This window comes from Bifidobacterium sp. SO1, assembly GCF_018555335.1.
GTDB classification, from domain to species: domain Bacteria; phylum Actinomycetota; class Actinomycetes; order Actinomycetales; family Bifidobacteriaceae; genus Bifidobacterium; species Bifidobacterium simiiventris.
In genome coordinates, this window is sequence record NZ_JAFEJR010000011.1 from 53,065 (window position 1) to 72,058 (window position 18,994).

13 protein-coding genes are annotated in these 18,994 nt (G+C 63.9%); 8 read left to right on the forward strand and 5 right to left on the reverse strand.

Annotated features, from left to right (window positions below):
• Window positions 1–127: 127 nt before the first annotated feature.
• Window positions 128–1,990 (reverse strand): ABC transporter ATP-binding protein, encoded by a 1,863-nt coding sequence (locus tag JS541_RS09430; protein WP_214374208.1) that lies wholly within the window; start codon window positions 1,988–1,990, stop codon window positions 128–130.
• A gap of 177 nt (window positions 1,991–2,167) precedes the next feature.
• On the opposite strand from JS541_RS09430, the gene glmS reads away from it, so the two are divergent.
• Both glmS and JS541_RS09440 read left to right on the forward strand, forming a co-directional pair.
• Complete coding sequence (gene glmS, locus JS541_RS09435) at window positions 2,168–4,060, forward strand: glutamine--fructose-6-phosphate transaminase (isomerizing) (RefSeq protein ID WP_214374209.1); 1,893 nt, start codon at window positions 2,168–2,170, stop codon at window positions 4,058–4,060.
• Between the two features lie 135 nt (window positions 4,061–4,195).
• Window positions 4,196–4,927, forward strand: a complete 732-nt coding sequence (locus JS541_RS09440) for a pseudouridine synthase (protein WP_214374210.1) — start codon at window positions 4,196–4,198, stop codon at window positions 4,925–4,927.
• Here JS541_RS09440 and JS541_RS09445 read toward each other — a convergent pair.
• Window positions 4,924–5,913, reverse strand: coding sequence for a LacI family DNA-binding transcriptional regulator (locus JS541_RS09445; RefSeq protein ID WP_214374245.1), 990 nt, complete (start codon window positions 5,911–5,913; stop codon window positions 4,924–4,926). The genes JS541_RS09440 and JS541_RS09445 overlap by 4 nt on opposite strands.
• Before the next feature lie 226 nt (window positions 5,914–6,139).
• On the opposite strand from JS541_RS09445, the gene JS541_RS09450 reads away from it, so the two are divergent.
• Complete coding sequence (locus JS541_RS09450; RefSeq protein ID WP_214374211.1) at window positions 6,140–8,221, forward strand: beta-galactosidase; 2,082 nt, start codon at window positions 6,140–6,142, stop codon at window positions 8,219–8,221.
• Window positions 8,222–8,404: 183 nt separating this feature from the next.
• The gene (locus JS541_RS09455) at window positions 8,405–9,784 is read left to right on the forward strand and encodes a sugar ABC transporter substrate-binding protein (RefSeq protein ID WP_214374246.1); all 1,380 of its coding nucleotides are present in this window, start codon (window positions 8,405–8,407) and stop codon (window positions 9,782–9,784) included.
• Between the two features lie 217 nt (window positions 9,785–10,001).
• Here JS541_RS09455 and JS541_RS09460 read toward each other — a convergent pair whose 3' ends face one another.
• The gene (locus JS541_RS09460; protein ID WP_214374212.1) at window positions 10,002–10,772 is read right to left on the reverse strand and encodes a type III pantothenate kinase; all 771 of its coding nucleotides are present in this window, start codon (window positions 10,770–10,772) and stop codon (window positions 10,002–10,004) included.
• A gap of 68 nt (window positions 10,773–10,840) precedes the next feature.
• Between JS541_RS09460 and JS541_RS09465 the strand changes: the two genes are divergently transcribed.
• From JS541_RS09465 to JS541_RS09475, 3 genes are all read left to right on the forward strand, one after another.
• Entirely contained in the window at window positions 10,841–11,671 is an 831-nt protein-coding gene (locus JS541_RS09465) for a sulfite exporter TauE/SafE family protein (RefSeq protein WP_214374213.1), read from the forward strand.
• Window positions 11,672–12,117: 446 nt separating this feature from the next.
• Window positions 12,118–13,269: a lactaldehyde reductase gene (gene fucO, locus JS541_RS09470; protein WP_214374214.1), complete on the forward strand. Its 1,152-nt coding sequence runs from the start codon at window positions 12,118–12,120 to the stop codon at window positions 13,267–13,269.
• Between the two features lie 774 nt (window positions 13,270–14,043).
• On the forward strand, window positions 14,044–15,045 hold the full coding sequence (locus tag JS541_RS09475; protein ID WP_214374215.1) for a hypothetical protein: 1,002 nt from the start codon (window positions 14,044–14,046) through the stop codon (window positions 15,043–15,045).
• 86 nt (window positions 15,046–15,131) lie between these two features.
• Here the strand turns inward: JS541_RS09475 and JS541_RS09480 are convergent, their stop codons facing one another.
• Together JS541_RS09480 and JS541_RS09485 are read right to left on the reverse strand one after the other, a co-directional pair.
• Window positions 15,132–16,358, reverse strand: coding sequence for a glycosyltransferase family 2 protein (locus tag JS541_RS09480; RefSeq protein ID WP_214374216.1), 1,227 nt, complete (start codon window positions 16,356–16,358; stop codon window positions 15,132–15,134).
• Complete coding sequence (locus tag JS541_RS09485; RefSeq protein ID WP_214374217.1) at window positions 16,358–17,917, reverse strand: AI-2E family transporter; 1,560 nt, start codon at window positions 17,915–17,917, stop codon at window positions 16,358–16,360. The genes JS541_RS09480 and JS541_RS09485 overlap by 1 nt, the downstream gene beginning before the upstream one ends.
• A gap of 104 nt (window positions 17,918–18,021) precedes the next feature.
• Here JS541_RS09485 and JS541_RS09490 point away from each other — a divergent pair, with 104 nt between their 5' ends.
• Window positions 18,022–18,945, forward strand: coding sequence for a glycosyltransferase family 2 protein (locus JS541_RS09490; RefSeq protein WP_214374218.1), 924 nt, complete (start codon window positions 18,022–18,024; stop codon window positions 18,943–18,945).
• Window positions 18,946–18,994: the final 49 nt, after the last annotated feature.

Sequence of the window (18,994 nt, forward strand, 5' to 3'; positions counted from 1 at the left end):
TGCGAAACCGTACGCCGGGCGGCCTTCTCCGTACGTTTCTGCTGAAGCTGCTGCGAAAACGTACGGATAGGGTGTATGAACGTACGGTTGTGCTGCCGATGCTGCAGCAACGTACGGATAGAGGCGACTATTCCAGACTGTCGTGCGCCAGTCGGCTGAACATGCCGTGACCCGCGATGAGCTGGTCGTACGTGCCGGTTTCGGCGATGCGGCCGCGATCAAGCACGACGATCCGGTCCATATGGACCAGCACATGCGGCCGATGGCTGATGACGATCACCGTGGTGCCTTTCGGCCGGTTGGCGGTCAGATCGTGGTAGATCGCGGCTTCGGCGGTCGCGTCCACGGCTGCGGTCGGCTCGTCCAGTATCCACAGCGGCTGGTCGGACAGGACCGTGCGGGCTAGGGTGAGTCGTTGCCATTGGCCGCCGGACAGGCCGATGCCGCCCCATTGCGCGCCGAGCTGGGTGTCCAGCCCGTTCGGCTGGTCGGCGATGGTCGTGTCCGCATGGGCGCGGGCGAGTCCGTCCCAGAGTTGCCGGTCCGTTTTCCGTCCGGCCGGGTCGATGAACTCGCGCACGGTGACCTCGAGCCGGGTGAAGTCCTGGAACGTCATGCTGGTCGCGCCGAGCCGTCCCAATGCTGTCGTGACAGTGGAATCGTGCGGTTGGGGCAGGGTGACCGTGCCGGAGCCGGGTTCTAGGATGCCGGCGATGACCTTCGCCAATGTCGTCTTGCCTGAGCCGTTCTCGCCGACGAGCGCGACGATCGATCCCGGCGCGATGTCGAGCGAGATATCGTCCAACGCGGGGTGAGCGGGCGTGTCTGCCGCGCCGGACAGCGTCGCATCGTTGCCGTTCGTGCCGTCGTCGCTGACGTTGCCGTCATCGCCGTTGTCTTCCGCATCATCCGCGGCCGGATACCGGTACGTGACGTGTTCCGCACGCACGCCGACCGGCCCATGCGTTTCGGGAATCGTCGGATTCGCCCGCAGCGTGTCCATGAGCTGCTGGTAGGCGAGGACCATCGGCGTGGAGCTCATGAGTTCGCCGAACGCGTCGCCCGTGCTGCGCGTGATCGACAGTGCGGTGATCACGCCGACCACGGCGGCCGCGACCGTGGTGAGTGCGGCGTGGTCATGGATGATGATCGTCGCGAACGCGCCGCCCGCGAGCACGGCGAACGCGAGGGCGCTCAATCCCGCACCGCGCAATGCCTGCAGGGAGATGCGCCGCCACAGGCCGCTCATGGCTGTGTAACTGTCGTGCGCCTGTTCGGGAATGGAGAACGAGCCGCGCGTGGCGGCCAGTTCGGTGCTGGTCGGCGGATAATCCTGCATCTGCTCGAGATAGGCGGCACGGCGCGAATACTTGCCCTGCAAGGGCCACAGATCGCTGCCGAGCTGCGCGTTGGCGGCCTGCGCGACGAGTTCGGGGATGATCGCCGCGCCGAGCAGGACGGCGGCGACCGGACTGGTGGTCCACAGAGACGCGGCGAGCATGATCATGGAGAACACGGCGCCCACGACGACGGTCGCGTTGGACGAGTGATTGGCGATGTTGTACGGAATCGCGTCGCGTGCGGCGCGGATACGGTCGTTCAGAGCGCGGTCGAGCGTCTGCGCGGGCGTGATGTCGGTCAACGCGTGGGTCAGGCGCGTGCGGTATTCCGCGCCCAACGGGATCACGAGCAGTTCGCGGATACGCGACGTGACCTCGTACGAGACGGCGATCACCACCGCACCCAACGTCAGCAGCAGGATCACCGCACCGACGCGCACGTCCGACGGCGATCCGGCCAGTCCGGCCGGCCCGGTCACCCAACGGATCAGCCACACCTGCAACGACGGCATCGCCATCACCAGCAGATTCGACACCCACATAGCGACCGTCATCGCCGTCCGCACCCGCAACGCATCCACCGTCGTCGACCACGCCGTCCGCACGGCGTCGCGCAGCTGCGTGCCCGCATTCCCCAACACATTCCGCATACGCACAGTACTCACGCGCCTCATGGTACGCCGCGGGGGATTCCATTGTTTCGGTGGTTGACGGGACGCGGACGAATCCGCTGCAGATGACGCGTGCGACCGGCCATTGCGCCGAACGCGTGAATGTGGCGGGTTGCGGTTTCGCGTTGCAACATGCGTCCGGTAGGGTAGTGGGCTATGTGTGGAATCGTTGGATATGCAGGAAACGTTGAAACCGCGTGCGGCAAGCCCTTGGAAGTGTGCTTGCAGGGCTTGAAGCGCCTCGAATACCGCGGATATGATTCGGCTGGCGTGGCCCTGAGCGCCCCCGGCATGGAGCAGGTCGCCGTGCGCAAGAAGGCCGGCCGCCTCGCCAACCTCGTCGAGGACATCGAACGCAATCCGATGCCGCTCGCCACGGTCGGCATCGGGCACACGCGCTGGGCCACCAACGGCGAACCGTCCGACGTGAACGCGCACCCGCATACCAGCGCGGACGGCAAGGTCGCGATCATCCACAACGGCATCATCGAAAACGCCTCCCAGCTGCGCCTCGATCTGCAGGCCGAAGGCTACCGGTTCGCGTCGAGCACCGACACCGAGGTCGCCGCGAAACTGCTCGGCAAGATCGTGGATGCGATCATCGCGGAGGACGGCAAGCCCGACCTGTTCAAGGCCGTGCGCCGTCTGGCGCGCATGCTCGAAGGCGCGTTCACGATCCTCGCCACCGACTGCCGCCAGCCGGACATCGTCGTCGGCGCACGCCACGATTCGCCGCTGGTCGTCGGACTTGGCGACGGCGAGAACTTCCTCGGCTCCGACGTGGCCGCGTTCGTCGCGTACACGAAGCGCGCGCTCGAAGTCGACCAGGACCAGGCCGTGTGCGTCTCCGCCGCCAAGGTGATCGTCACCGATTTCGACGGCAACGTGATCGACGATCCGAAGACGTACACCGTCGACTGGGATGCGTCCGCGGCCGAAAAAGGCGGCTGGGACTCGTTCATGGACAAGGAGATCCACGAGGATCCGGCCGCCGTCCAGCGCACGCTGCTCGGCCGTCTCGACAAGCACGGCGACCTGAACCTCGACGAGGTGCGCATCGAGGAGCATGACTTCAAGGCGATCGACAAGATCATCGTCATCGCGTGCGGCACCGCGGCATACGCCGGCATGGTCGCCAAGTACGCGATCGAACACTGGGTGCGCATCCCGGTCGAGGTCGAGCTCGCGCACGAGTTCCGCTACCGCGACCCGATCCTGACCCCGCGCACGCTCGTCGTCGCGATCTCGCAGTCCGGTGAGACGATGGACACGCTCATGGCCCTGCGCCACGCCCGCGAACAGGGTTCCAAGGTGCTCGCGATCTGCAACACGCAGGGCGCGTCCATCCCGCGCGAATCCGACGCCGTGCTCTACACGCACGCCGGCCCCGAAGTCGCCGTCGCCTCCACCAAGGCGTTCGTCGCGCAGATCACCGCCGCCTACGTGCTCGGCCTGTACCTCGCGCAGGTCAAGGGCGCGATGTTCCGCGACGAGATCCACGCCACGCTCGACGCGCTCAAGGCCATGCCGCGCAAGATCCAGTGGATCCTCGACACGCAGACCAAGGCCGTGCAGAAAGCCGCCGAGCAGATGGTGAACGCGAAGTCGTTCCTGTTCCTCGGCCGCCACGTCGGCTACCCGGTGGCGATGGAAGGCGCGCTGAAACTCAAGGAGATCGCGTACACGTTCACGGAAGGATTCGCGGCCGGCGAGCTCAAGCACGGCCCGATCGCGCTCGTGGACGAAGGCGAGCCGATCGTGTTCATCGTGCCGCCCGAACGTGGCCGCAACGTGCTGCATGCCAAGGTGATCTCCGGCATCGAGGAGGTCAAGGCGCGCGGTGCGTTCATCATCGCTGTGGCCGAAGAGGGCGACCCGGACGTGGAGCGTTACGCGGACGTCGTGTTCTGGCGGCCGCAGTGCCCGACGCTGATGAGCCCGCTCGTCGACGTGGTGCCGTTGCAGCTGTTCGCGATGGACATGGCCAAGCTCAAGGGCTACGACGTCGACAAGCCCCGCAACCTCGCCAAGTCCGTCACGGTGGAGTAGCGGTTCAGCCGCAAGATAGTTCCGGCGTGGTCCGGTGCCGGCTGGCATATATGTTGCTCGACACGCTCCGGGCTGAGCGACGCATATCCCGGCCGCTCCCGGTCACCGCTGGAACTGTGGAAAGTCGGGTGATCAATGACGCAGCATCATCGCTGGGTGACGGACGAGCCGCGGATTCCGTTTGACTTTGATGTGCTGTACGAGGATGCGGGGATCGTTGTGATCGACAAGCCGCATTTTCTTGCCGTCACGCCGCGCGGCATGTGGTATCGCGAGACGGCGTTGATCCGGTTGCGCGAGCGGTATGGCGAGCCGGATATCGTGCCGGCGCACCGGTTGGACCGGCTCACGGCCGGTGTGGTCGTGTTCGTGCGTGATCCGGCGTTGCGCGGGGCGTACCAGATGCTGTTTCAGGAACGGCGCACGACCAAGGTGTACGAGTGTCTTGCTCCGGCTGCGCCGATACGCCGTCCGCGATACGGGACGATCGCGTCGCTCGAGCCGCCGCGCGTGTTTCCGTTGTTGCGGCGCTCGCGCATCGTCAAGCAGCGCGGGATATTGCAGGCGTACGAGGAGCCGGGCGCGGTCAATGCGGAGACGGTGATCGAGCTTGGTGCCGGTGGCTACGTCGAGCGGAACGTGCGCGCTTATACGTTGTATCCGCGTACCGGTAAGACGCATCAGCTGCGCGTCCATATGAACTCGCTGGGTCTGCCGATCGTCGGCGACGACTTCTATCCGCGCATCATCGAACGCGCCTACGACGACTTCAGCCGGCCGCTCGAACTCGTCGCGCGGCAGCTGTCGTTCATCGACCCTGTCGCCCACGAGCCGCGCACCTTCACCTCCCGCATCCCGCTGGGTTAAGCGGTCAAGTCGCGTACGGAGGCGCGTTCGACGAGGGTGGCGGGGATGACGTGCTTGACGCCGGTGGGCAGCGTCTCTCCCTCGCACTGGCGGGTCACCATCGAGAACGCCTCGCGGCCGATCCCGTCGAAATCCAGCCGCATTGTCGTCAATTCCAGCCGCGGCACCGTGCCGATCAGCGAATCGTCCACGCCGATCACGCTCACGTCCTCGGGCACGAGCTTGCCGGCCGCGCGCAACCCGAGCATCGCGCCGTACGCCATCTGGTCGTTCGCCGCGTACACCGCCGTGCAGTCCCGCTCGTGCGCGAGCGCCAGCCCGGCCTGATAGCCGCTGTCGGCCTCCCAATCGCCTATATACACCGGCGGCACCGGCAGTCCGCGTTGCTGCAGCGCCCGCCGCCAGCCGTCCTCGCGGTTCTCGGCCGCGACCGACGTTGACGGTCCCGCGATGTGATACACCGTGCGATGCCCCTTGCCGGTCAGATAGTCGACCACGGCCTCGGAACAGCCGTACTGGTCGGCGTCGACGGTGGGGCAGTGGTCGGTCGGCTTCTCCGAGATGATGACCACGGGCAGTTCGGCCGGCGGCTCGAAGGTCAGGAAATCGGCCGTCTGCTCCTCCATGACGACGATCACGCCGTCGACCGGCAGCTGCTTGACGCGGTCGACCGCCGCGCGCAGCGTGCGTTCGCGGCCCTGCCCGATCGTGAGCATCGTGATCGCGTAGCCGTGCTCGTTGGCGGCGGTGGAGATCGCGTTGAGGATGCGCACGTTGCCGTATGCGCTCATGTTGAACATGACCACGCCGATGTCCTTGAACCGGCCGTGCTTCAACGCGCGCGCCGCGTAGTTCGGCCGGTAGCCGAGCTTGCGCATGGCCGCCTCGACCTTCTCTCGGGTCGCAGCCTTGACGGCGGTGCTGCCGTTGGCGACGCGGGAGACGGTCTGCGGGGAGACGCCGGCTTCGATGGCGACGTCTTGCATGGATATCGTGGATGGACGGTTCATGATTCACTTCCGAACGGCGATGTTTTCGTTGCCATTATACGGGATGATGACGGGCGGTGAGGCATTTTGGCGGATCTGTAAAAGAATTTGCGATGATTTGTTCCGTACGGCGTGGCGCGTGGCTAGGGGTGCGATATGATGGCAGTGCGAAAGGAATGATAACGCAAACATTCGTGTTCCGAACAATGATGAAAGGACAGCAATGACGCAGCGCAGAGCGTTTCGCTGGCCGCAACCGCTTGAGGGCCAGACGGCCCGCATCTGGTACGGCGGCGACTACAACCCCGACCAGTGGCCGGAAGAGGTCTGGGACGACGACATCCGCCTGATGACCAAGGCCGGCGTGAACCTCGTCTCCGTCGGCATCTTCAGCTGGGCGAAGATCGAGCCGCGCGAAGGCGTGTTCGACTTCGACTGGCTTGACCGCATCATCGACAAGCTCGGCAAGGCCGGCATCGCCGTCGACCTCGCCTCCGCCACCGCCTCGCCGCCGATGTGGCTCACCCAGGCCCATCCCGAGGTGCTGTGGCAGGACTACCGCGGCGACGTGTGCCAGCCGGGCGCGCGCCAGCACTGGCGTCCGACCAGCCCGGTCTTCCGCGAGTACGCGCTCAAGCTGTGCCGCGCAATGGCCGAACACTACAAGGACAACCCGTACGTCGTCGCATGGCACGTGAGCAACGAGTACGGCTGCCACAACCGCTTCGACTACTCCGAGGACGCCGAGCGCGCCTTCCAGGACTGGTGCAAGGATCGCTACGGCACCATCGACGCCGTCAACGACGCGTGGGGCACCGCCTTCTGGGCGCAGCACATGAACGACTTCTCCGAGATCGTCCCGCCGCGCTTCATCGGCGACGGCAACTTCATGAACCCGGGCAAGCTGCTCGACTGGAAGCGCTTCAGCTCCGACGCGCTCAAGGCGTTCTACATCGCCGAGCGCGACCTGCTCGAGGAACTCACCCCCGGCCGGCCGCTCACCACCAACTTCATGGTCTCCGCCGGCGGCACCGGCCTCGACTACGACGACTGGGGCGCGGAAGTCGACTTCGTCTCCAACGACCATTACTTCACGCCCGGCGAATCCCACCTCGACGAGATGGCCTACTCGGCCTCCCTGACCGACGGCATCGCCCGCAAGAACCCGTGGTTCCTCATGGAGAACTCCACCGGCGCCGTCAACTGGCGTCCGATCAACTACCGCAAGGAGCCGGGCCAGCTCGTGCGCGACGCCCTCGTGCACCTGTCGATGGGCGCGAACGCGATCTGCTACTTCCAGTGGCGGCAGTCCAAGGCCGGCGCCGAGAAGTTCCACACCGCGATGGTGCCGCACGCGGGCGAGGACAGCCAGGACTTCCGCGACGTGTGCGAACTCGGCGAGGACCTGCAGCGCCTGGCCGACGCGGGCGTGCTCGACACCACGCTCGCCAAGTCGCGCGTGGCCGTCGTGTTCGACTACGAGTCCGAATGGGCCACCGAACACACCGCCACCCCGACCCAGCAGGTGCGCCACTGGACCGAGCCGCTCGCATGGTTCCGCGCGCTCGCCGATCTGGGCGTCACCGCCGACGTGGTGCCGATCCGCTCCGACTGGGACACCTACGAGGCCGCCGTGCTGCCGAGCGTGTACCTGCTCGACGAGTCCAACACCCGCCGCGTGCGCGACTACGTCGCCAAGGGTGGCAAGCTGTTCGTGACCTACTACACCGGCATCTCCGACGAGAAGGACCACATCTGGCTCGGCGGCTACCCCGGTTCGATCCGCGACGTGGTGGGCGTGCGTATCGAGGAGTTCGCGCCGATGGGCACCGACTTCGAAGGCGCGCTCGACCACCTCGAGCTGACCAACGGCGCGGTCGCGCACGACTTCGCCGACGTGATCGCCTCCACCGCCGACTCCGCCCGCGTGCTCGAGACATACAAGTCCGAACCGTGGGTCGGCATGAACGGCGTGCCGGCGATCACTGTCAACGAGTACGGCGACGGCAAGGCCGCGTATGTCGGCTGCCGACTCGGCCGCGAGGGCCTGGCGAAGAGCCTGCCCGAGCTGCTCGAGACTATGGGCGTCGAGGTGGCGTCTGGCGAGGCGGGCGCGGGCGACGTGCTGCGCGTCGAACGCACGAACGAGGCCGGCGACGTCACGTTCCACTTCCTGTTCAACCGCACGCACCACCCGGTGAGCGTGCCGGCCGACGGCGAGGTCGTCGTCGCGTCGCTCGCGCACACCGGCGACGACGGCACGGTGACGATCGACCCGAACGGCGTCGCCATCGTCAAGCGGTAGCCCAGTAACGCTACTGATCAGCGGCTCTTCTTGCGGGTATACCGTGAGAAGAGCCGCTTTCTTATGCCGTCTTATGACTCGGTGTGTACACTCGATACGGACATCGACATCTCGAATCAGGGGAGCGGCGGCATGACTGCACGACGGTTGACCGGACGGACGCAAGGACCAATGACACGCATCATGACCGCGTTCCTGTCCGTCGTCTGCCTGCTCGCCGTCGCCGCATGCGGCCAGCGCGACACGCGCACCGAAATCGTCGTATGGTCGTGGGAGCCGAGCATGAAGGCTCTGGCCGAGGCGTTCGAGGCGGCCAATCCCGACATTCGTGTCACCATCAAGGACACGAGCGGCTACGAGAACCTCAACAGCGCCATCCAGGACGGCTATGGTCTGCCCGACGTCGCCCAGCTCGAATACTTCGCGATGCCGCAGTACGCGGTCAGCAGCCAGCTGCTCGACATCACCGATCGGGTGAGCGGATACGGCGATTTCTACACGCCCGGTTCGTGGGGTTCCGTCCAGCTTGGCGGCCGCACGTACGGTCTGCCGATGGATTCCGGCCCGATGGCGTTCTTCTATAACAAGGACGTGTTCGAACAGGCCGGCGTGGACGCCGCGAAGATCCGCACTTGGGACGACTATTACGAGGCCGCGAAGAAACTCAAGGCGATCGACGTGTACATCGCCGCCGACTCGGGTGATGCGAGCTTCTACAACGCGATGGTCTGGCTGGCCGGCGGCCGTCCGTTCCACACGTCATCGGACGGCAAGACCGTGACCGTCGACCTGACCGGCGACGACGGTACGCGCACGTTCACCGAATTCTGGCAGAAGATGATCAACGAGGGACTGATCGACACGACCAGCAAGACATGGTCGGACGGCTGGAAGAAGAAACTCGGCGCGGGCACGGTCGCCTCTGTGTTCTCCGGCGCGTGGATGCCGTCGCTGCTGCTGTCGGACGTGCCGGGCGGCGCCGGACTGTGGCGCGTCGCGCAGATGCCGACCGAAGACGGGCGCGAAGCCACTTCGGAAAACGGCGGATCGGCGCTGAGCGTACTGCAGTCGACCCGCAAACCGGACGCCGCGTTCCGGTTCGTGGACTACGTGTGCCACAATGCGGCCGGCATCGCCACGCGCATCGATGGCGGCTCGTTCCCCGCAGACAAGGCCACGCTCGCCGACGCGGACTTCGCCAACAAGACCACCGTGCGTGACTCGCGCAACATCGACATCGCGTATTTCGGCGGCCAACAGTACAACAAGGTGCTTTCCGAAGCGGCCGAAAACGTGACGACCGGCTACCAGTACCTGCCGTTCGAAGTCTACGCGCGCAACGATTTCAGCGCGACCGTCGGCAAGGCGTACGACTGGTCTGCGGCCAAATACCAATACGAAAGCATCAAGGACCGCATCGAGGCCGGCGAGACCAAACCCAATGGCAAGCCGCTCACGCTGCCCAAGCACCCGGGCAAGCGCATCACGCTGCTCGACGGCATCACCTCATGGCAGAAGGATCTCAAGGAATACGGTTTCAACCAGGGCTTCACGATCAAGTGAGATTGTCCAGGTGTCGTGCGAGTTCGCGTGCATTTCGTCGGAGCAATGTCATTTCGAGCGAGGCGAAGCCGAGTCGAGAAATCTTCACACCCGTTGATCGGCGGGAGATTTCTCCGCTCGCTCACGCTCGGTCGAAATGACAGGGATCTTGTTACGTTCGGTCGAAATGACGGATTCTCTTACTCCCGGTCTGTATGACGGTGTTTACCTATTTCTGCTACCGTGCGGTATTGCGCTCGTAGATCGCGGCCATGCCCTTGAAGATCAGGTCCGGGTCGTACACGTCGATCAGCTGCGTGTCGTTCTCGAGCACGCGGCCGAGCCCGCCGGTCGCCACCACTTGGAAATCCTCACCGATCTCCTCGTGGAACTGTCGGATCGTGCGCTCCGTGCCGCCTAGGAAGTTGTAATACAGACCGGCCTGCATCGCGGTGCGCGTGTTCGTCGCCAGAATCGAATTCGGCCGCGTGATCTCCACCTCCGGCAGCTGTGCCGTCTCACCCCACAAGGCCGCGGCGGCCGTACGGATGCCGGTCGTGATGATGCCGGCCGTGATCGTGCCCTTCGCATCCACGTAGTCGAACGTCGTCGCCGTGCCGAAATCGACCACCAGCACCGGCCCGCCGTACGTCACGTACGCGCCGACCGAATCCGCCAGCATGTCCGCGCCGAGCGACTTCGGATCGTCGATGCGAATGTTGATGCCGGTCTTGACACCGGGGCCGACCACCATCGGATCGACGTCGAGGAACTTGATCATGCTCGCGCGGAACGAATGCATCACTTTCGGCACCACCGAACAGATGATCACGTCGTCCACGTCGTCGGGCGAGAACCCGCTCAGCTCGAGGAACTGCATGATCATCAGGCCGTACTCGTCCGACGTGTGGTTCGCCTTCGTGGTGATGCGGTACGTGCCCACGATGTCGCCGCGATCCAGAAAACCGAGCACGATGTTGGTGTTGCCGATGTCGACCGCGACAAGCATGAGATTTCCCTTCTGCCGAGTGGAATGCGCTGGATATTCAGTGTAGTCGGTGCGGTAGGGTGACGCATGTGAACGACGACGAAAAACCTGTTGTGGAGGAACCTGCGGCCGCGCGATTGGATCGGCGCGGCGTGCTCGTGCTCGTGGCCACCGGACTCGCGTGCGGACTGCTGTCCGGCCTGTTCGGCATCGGCGGCGGCACGATCATCGTGCCCGCGCTCGTCTGGCTCGGTCTGAGCCAACGACACGCGGCGGCGACCTCGCTCGCGGCCATCGTGCCCACGTCAATCTCCGGCGTGATCTCCTATGCCACGGAAGGCAACGTGAACTGGCTGGCCGCGGCCCTGCTCGCCCTTGGCGTGATCGCAGGCAGCCAGCTTGGATCATTGTTGCTCAGCCGCTTGCCCGAAGTCGTGCTGCGATGGGTCTGGGTGGCGTTCCTCGTGTTCGTGATCATCCAGCAGGTCACGTTCACGCCGCCGCGCGAAGGGCATCTCGTGCTGCACGTGTGGTCGGGCGTGTTCCTCGTGCTGCTCGGCGTGGTGACGGGTGCGCTCGCCGGCGTGCTCGGCATCGGGGGAGGGGCGATCATGATGCCGGCGCTTTCGTTCCTGTTCGGCGCGAGCGACCTGATGGCGCGTGGCACGTCGCTGCTGGTGATGTTCCCCGGTGCGATCTCCGGCACGGCGGCGAACTGGAAACGGCGGATCGTACATCTGAAGAGTGGGCTGATCATCGGCTGTTGCGCTGTGGTGACCGCGCCGCTCGGCACGATGATGGCCGGCTGGCTCACCCCGCGCGCCGGATCGCTGCTGTTCGCCGCGTGGCTCGCGTTCCTCGCCGTGCGCAGCACGATCTCCGCGCTCAGGGTCACACGATCCGTGCGCGCCGGCTCCTGATCGCAAGGTCCCTTCCCGGGCATACGGCCGGTTCGAGGGTTCAAACCGGCCGTAAGCCCGGGTGGTTGGGTTGGTTTCCCGGGCTTACGGCCGTTTTCGGTGTGTAAACCGGCCGTATGCCCGGGTAGTTGGGTTAAGTTCCCGGGCTTACGGTCGGTTTGGAGGTTCAAAGCGGCCGTATGCCCGGGAAGAAGTGGGCGTATGCTTGGGGCTGGATTGCTCCTTCCCGGGCTTACGGTCGGTGTGGAGGCCTAGAACGGCAGTATGCCCGGGAAGAGTCCGGAAGAGACACGTTGCCGTGGATGATGGGATGCCGTCGGCGTGTTGTGACGTGGTTTCCAGCGAAATCACATCGATGAGGGTAGGATGGGAGTCGTTGTAACCGACAAGGGTGCGGCACGGCGCATGGTTGCGTAGCCGCATCGCTGTTTCGAAGGAGAACCAGTATGGTCTACCGGATGATTTTCAACCAGACCGCGTATTTCGGCCGCGGCGCGATCAAGGAGATCCCGGCCGTCGCGAAGTCGCACGGCTTTACCAAGGCGTTCATCGTCACCGATCCGGTGCTGCTCGAGACCGGCACCGCCGAGAAGGTCACCAAGGTGCTCGACGAGGCCGGCATGCCGTACGAGGTGTTCTCCAACGTCAAGCCGAACCCGCCGGTCGAGTGCATCCAGGACGGCGTGAAGAAGTTCGCCGAGTCCGGCGCCGACTTCCTGATCGGCCTGGGAGGCGGCTCGCCGCAGGACACCTGCAAGGGCATCGGCATCATCACCGCCAACCCGGAGTTCGCCGATGTGCTCTCGCTCGAAGGCGTCGCGGACACGAAGAACCCGTCCGTGCCGATCTTCGGCGTGCCGACCACCGCCGGCACCGCGTCCGAGACGACCATCAACTACGTCATCACCGACACCGCGAACAAGCGCAAGTTCGTCGCCGTCGACCCGCACGACATCCCGATCGTCGCGTTCGTCGACCCTGATCTCACGGACTCCATGCCGCGCGGCCTCAAGGTCGCCACCGGCCTGGACGCCCTGACCCACGCGATCGAGGGCTACATCACGCCGGGCGCGTGGAGCCTGTCGGACTGCCTGTCGATGCAGACCATCCGCATGATCGCCAAGAACCTCGCCAAGTCCGCCGACGGCGACATTCCGGCTGGCGAGCAGATGGCGTACGCCTCCTACATCACCGGCATGGCCTACTCGAACGTCGGCCTCGGCCTCGTGCACGGCATGGCGCATCCGCTGGGCGGCCGTCTGGGCGTCGCGCACGGCGTGGCCAACGGCATCCTGCTGGCCCCGGTCATGGAGTACAACAAGGACTTCACCGGTGAGAAGTACCGCGACATCGCCGACGCGTTCGGCGTGGCCGACGCGTACACCGGCGACCTTGAGACGGTGCGCGAGGAGGCCGTGCAGGCCGTGCACAAGCTGACCGTCGACCTCAAGAACCCGACCACGATCTCCGAGGTCGGTGCCACCGAGGCCGATCTGGCGCCGCTCGCCCACGACGCGTTCAACGACGTGTGCACGCCGGGCAACCCGCGCAAGGCCACCGAAGAGGATATCCTCGCGATCTACAAGTCGCTGATGTGACGTCCGTGATCGGATGAGACGCATGATGGGGCAAAACCGTGATCGGTTCCGCCCCATCATTGTTTCCGTGAAAAAACGGTCTGATGGTTCCTCCGGAAACGTACCAAACGGCGAATCCAAAGACGGAATACCAAAATTCTCCTGAAAACGATGATTGAAATGGGTGAATCCAAGTATGCTGATTTCGTGCCCATAGGCGCGATTGACTATGGGTCATCCATGTCCCCTGTCCTGTATTACCAGACAAAAACTCATGTATTTTATTCCGATAAGGGTTCATGGGGTAAAACGGTCGGACCGAGCCCTGCCTCCGTTTCCTTCTGCGTTGTGCTGGCTTGCATCGTCTTTCGTTGGCTTGATGGCATATTGGGAGATTCGCCGTATCGTCATCTTCCAGTTATTGTCTGCATCGTTCTTGCATGCTCGGCGGTGGCTTCGATCGGAGTAACGCATCGGTATTGGAAACGAAGATCGCTTGTGGAGTATGATGTCGAACACGTTAGCTCCGATGTCATATACTCCTCAACCATGCGAAACGCTTTTATCGTTCTTAAGTTTTCCGTATTCTTTATTTTGCTTGATATTGTTTTGCTGCTTTTATATTTGTATATAACCAGCATTGCATTGCTGATTTGTTGGTCGATGATGACTTTCATATGTATGTTTTTCGGTTACGCTTCTCGCCCAATTGCACGTTTCCGGCTACTATATATCTGGAAGTCGAACATTGGTAATTGACGGATATCGGAGCGTCAACGGAGACGGGGAATATCAATGAGCCGGGCAGGAAACCGTCGATGGGCGGCATACGTGGCGGCATTGGCGACGATCGCCGCCATCGTCACCGGAGTCTGCGGATGCGCCGCTCCATCATGGTTCGCGCATCATGCTGATACGGGCGCGGGCGGGTCGGGCGTCGGCGGCACCGGCGACGGAATGTTCTCGGATTGGCCGCCATATGCGAAGCAAAGATACGACATGGACGTCAAACCCACCGCGCGACAGATCGCGATAGCGAAGGCGCTGTTGAATGATCGTCAGGAACGGGATGCGGGCGTCGTTGGCATGGAAGCGGGCTGGAGTGACGTGCAGCTGTTCCGTCTGGTCACGTTGGCGGAGACGCTGCTTGACGGGATGTCGGAACGGTACGGCGTGAAATTCCAGGCATCCGAAGGATTTCATAGACCGGAACTGCTCGACCCGACATGGTGGATCAACGTGACGCCCACGTCCGGGCCGCTGCAGGGCGAGGTATTCGAAGTGGACTATGTGGACAGGGACGGTTCCGAGCCGTACGTCGCGGACACGTATTTCACCGCGTTGCGCAAGGACGATTACAACAGCCATCTCACGGCGCGAATCGAACGGTTCCTTGCGGTGCATCCCGATCTCGACTGCGTTTATCAGATCAGCGATCCCACCGGTCCGAAGAATGAGACCCAATGGGAGTTGTCGCCGTCCGTTGCAGCCGACGATCTCGCCTCGTATTTCGTCGGCAGCGCGGAAATCTACATCTCCCCGACAACCGTCACCGATCGTGACCGGTTCGCCTCGCTCGTATCGGCATTCATCACCGGCATGCGGAATGAGGGGCTGAATATCCACTACGAGATCGCGCAGATCACGCGCATCGACGGCGACAAGTTCACCGTCAAGGCCGCGCGGGACGCGATGCGTCATTCGACGCAGACGCCGGCGTGGGATTCGTGGTATACGGGAGGGTTCACCGCAAGCGCGGACACCTCCGATCCGGAAATCGTCAGGGACGGCGAATGACGACCATGCGCATTGACGCGCGCGACCCCGCCGTGCCGGCGCATCCGACTTACCCTGATCGGCTCCCTGCTCCTAGCCGTCGCGTCTCATGCGCCTTTATGCGCGATCGGCTTCCACTGGGCCTTGGCGAAGATCGCCTGGAACGAGATCGGCACATAGCTCAGCATGTAGATCGGGAAGCTCAGCACGTAGGCGAGCAGCTCCTTGTTCGTCGCGCCGATATGGTCGCGTTCCACGATGATCGTGAGCGCGGCGAGCGCCATCATCGTCACCACGGCGGTCACGATGCTGGACGCCCATCCGCCGAGCGAGGCGACCTGGCTCTGCCATGTCACGAATCCGCACGCGGCGAACAGCCATCCCAGGATCATGCGGGCGATCGCCAGCACGGTGAACGGGCACAGCAGCAGTGTGAAGTCCACGGCCGAGAAGTCGCGTTCGCGCACCGCGCGTTTGATGAGCGCCGGGCCGTAGTAGCGGAACACCTGCAGGAACCCCTTGCTCCAGCGAAGCCGCTGGCGCCAGCTTTGCTGGAAGGTGACCGGCTGTTCGTCGTACAGCATCGCGGTGCCGCAGTAGCCGATGCGGTCGCCGTGCAGCACCGAGTCCATCGTGAATTCGAGGTCCTCGGTCAGCAGGTGGAACTTCCAGCCCTTGTTGCGCTGCATGACCTCCTTGGAGAACATGAATCCGGTGCCGCCCACGTGGCAGCTGGTGCCCAGGCGCATGCGCGAGGCGGACAGGAAGCGCGATTCGCGGATGAACCACAGTGCTGAGCCGGACGACACCCAGTTGTCGGACAGGTTGACCGAGTTGCGGTAGCTGGTCAGGATCCTGAACCCGGACTGGAACGCCTTGTTCATCTCCTCGAAGTAGTTCGGGGCGAGCCGGTTGTCGGCGTCGAACACGAAGAACGCGTCGTACTTGTCGCTTGCGCCGGACTCGTTCATCTGGTCGAGCAGGTAGGTGAGCGCGTATCCCTTGCCGACCAGCTCCTTGTTGAATCGTTCGATCACATGGCAGCCCTTGGAACGGGCTAGATCGGCGGTGTGGTCGTCGCAGTTGTCGGCGACGAGCCAGATGTCGATGAGTTTGTTCGGGTATGTCTGCGACTGGATGTCGCCGATGAGATTGCCGATGACGCTCTCCTCGTTGCGTGCGGAGATGAGGACGGCGTAGTGCCGGTCCATCGGCGCGTCGGGGAACGTGATCGGCTTGGAGACCAGCGAGATGACCACGCAGATCGCCTGGTATCCGATGCCGACCGTGCCGACGATGTACATGAGGATGTCGAGGACGGATAACAGGACCATCAGCGCCACCTGCTTCTTGGATTGTCGTCGGATGGGGTGCGTGCGGGAGCCGTCGTGCGGCCGGTCTCGTCGTGGCCGGCGTTGCCGTCGGCCGTTCCGGATGCCGTCGTATCGTCGTCGGATGTGTCTGCTGTCTTGCCGTCCGTCGCGACGTCATCCGCGTCGTCGGTGCCGTTCAGTCCTGCCAATCCGCCGTGCCGCGTCTCGTCCCACTTGCCGAGCACGCCCTTCGGGATCGCCATCGTCTCCGAATCGTCCAACTGCTCCGACGTCGGCATCCGATATACCTGCTCGGTCAGATGACGCAGCTCCTCGTCGATCGGCACGCGCGCGCTCGACCCCTTCGCCGCACGCGGCATATGGTCGGTGACCGGCTTGAACACGTGCTCGCCGATCGCCTCCGCGCCTTCGACCACCTTCGACTTCTTCACCGTGTCCGGGTCGTACAGCAGCGGCGAGTCGACCAGCTCGTAGCGTTTCGTGTACACCTTGAAGATCGCCTGCAGGCTCGCGGTGATCGGCAGCGCGAGGAACGCGCCGAGCGCGCCGAACACCGAACCGAACACGAGCACCGCGAGGAACGCGATCGCCGGGTTCAGATCCATCGTGCGCTGCGAGATCTTCGGAGACAGGATGAGGTTCTCGAACTGCTGGTAGACGGTGATGAACACGAGCACGCCCACCGCGTACAGCACGCCGTTCGACCCCCATGCGAACACGACCGGCAGCGCGCCGCCGATATACGTGCCGACCGTCGGAATGAACTGCGATACGATGCCGCAGAACAGGGCGAGCGGCAGCCAGTACGGCACGTGGATGATCTCGAGGAAGATCGCGGTGCACGTCGCGTTGATGAGCGCGAGGATCGAACGGGAGAACAGGAAGCCGGAGATCTGGTCCTGCACGATCGTCCACGCAAGCAGGAAGCGGCGCTGCTGGCTGTCGCCGAGCCACTGGCACATGCTGCGGCGCATCTTCGGGCCCGCCGCGGAAATGTAGTACGTGACCATCACGATGGTCATCAGGTCGAGCAGCGCGCTGAACAGGCCCATCGTGGTGCTCACGGCCTGGCCGGCGAAGTTCGCCACCCATGAGGTCTGCAGGTTCTTGACGATCTCGCCGCCGAGCGCGTCGATCTCGGGCATCTTGAACGACGAGTACTGGTTGACGAGCGCGACGATCTGGTCGTAGAGGGCGGGGATGCCCTTGACCATCGAGATCACCTGCTGGACGAACATCGAGCCGAACAATGCAAACAGCGCGCAGATGATCACCGCAAGACCGACCAGGCTGACCGCGGACGCGACGCCGCGCTTCCAGCCGTGGCGGATCATGATGAGCACCATCGGTTCGATGGCGAGCGCGATGAAGATCGAGATGACCAGATCGAGTACGATGTAGTCGATCTTCGCCCACGAGTTCCAGACGAAGTAGGCGAGGAACACGGCGATCACGGCGTAGAGGAGTCCGCGGCCCCACCAGTCCGGCGGTCTGCGCGAGTCCCCCTTCGCCGGGAACACCGACGCGAAATCGATTCTTTGGTCATCCTGTCCAGTCATGGCTCCCTATTCTAACGGCGGGCGGTCATTTCGGCGGGGAGGTTGCGGTGATCTCGTCCGTGCGGATGATGCGGGTGTTCGTGCGGCGTTTGTATGCTGAAGATATGCTGAATGTTTCGATCGTCATTCCCGCGTGGAACGAATCCGAGCGCATCGCCGACTGTCTGCTGAACACGGTCCGGCAGACGGTGATGCCGTATGAGGTGATCGTCGTCGACAATCGGTCGACCGACGACACGTGCGCGATCGTGGAACGGTTCATGGCCGAACACCCGGAGGCGCCGATCAAGCTGCTGCATCAGAACGAGGAGCAGGGGCTGATCCCGACGCGCAATTTCGGTCTGAACGCGGCCACGGGCGACGTGTTGGGCCGTTTCGACGCGGACTGCATGATCAAGCCCGACTGGGTGGAGGTCGTGTCGGGCATCTTCACCGAGGATCCGGAGGCGATGGGCGCGACCGGTCCGGTGATGTACTATGACATGCCGTCGCGGCATTTCGGCCTGAAGGGCGACAATTCGATCCGCAAGCGCATCTACCGTGCGGACGGCGGTCAGCCGCTGCTGTTCGGCTCGAACATGGCGGTGCGCTCGAGCGCGTGGCGTCAGATCGCGGGCGAGGTGTGCCGCGACAAGTCGGACGTGATGCATGAGGACATCGACCTGTCGCTGCATCTGATCGGCAAGGGGCTCAAGACCGTGTATTCGCCGCGCATGATCGCGGGCATGAGCGCGCGGCGCATGGACACGTCGTTCGGCTCGTTCCTCAACTACATGCGCCGTTTCAAGAACACGTTCGACGCGCATCCGCAGCATTGGCGCAAGCACAAGCCGGAGATCCTGTTCACGGCCATGTACCCGGCGATGCACCTGTTCTACCCGGTGTGGCAGAAGGTGCTCAACACGGCGGACATCAACCCGGCCGAGGCGGCGTGGATCAACGAGCAGATGAAGATTGCCGAGAAGCAGGGGCACGAACTGTACGACGAGACGCCCACCGACGAGGAGTACGACGAAAAGCACGAGTAGCATCGGTCTGCGGGATGACGGCGTGTTGCGGCTTGCTCGGCTAGAGTTG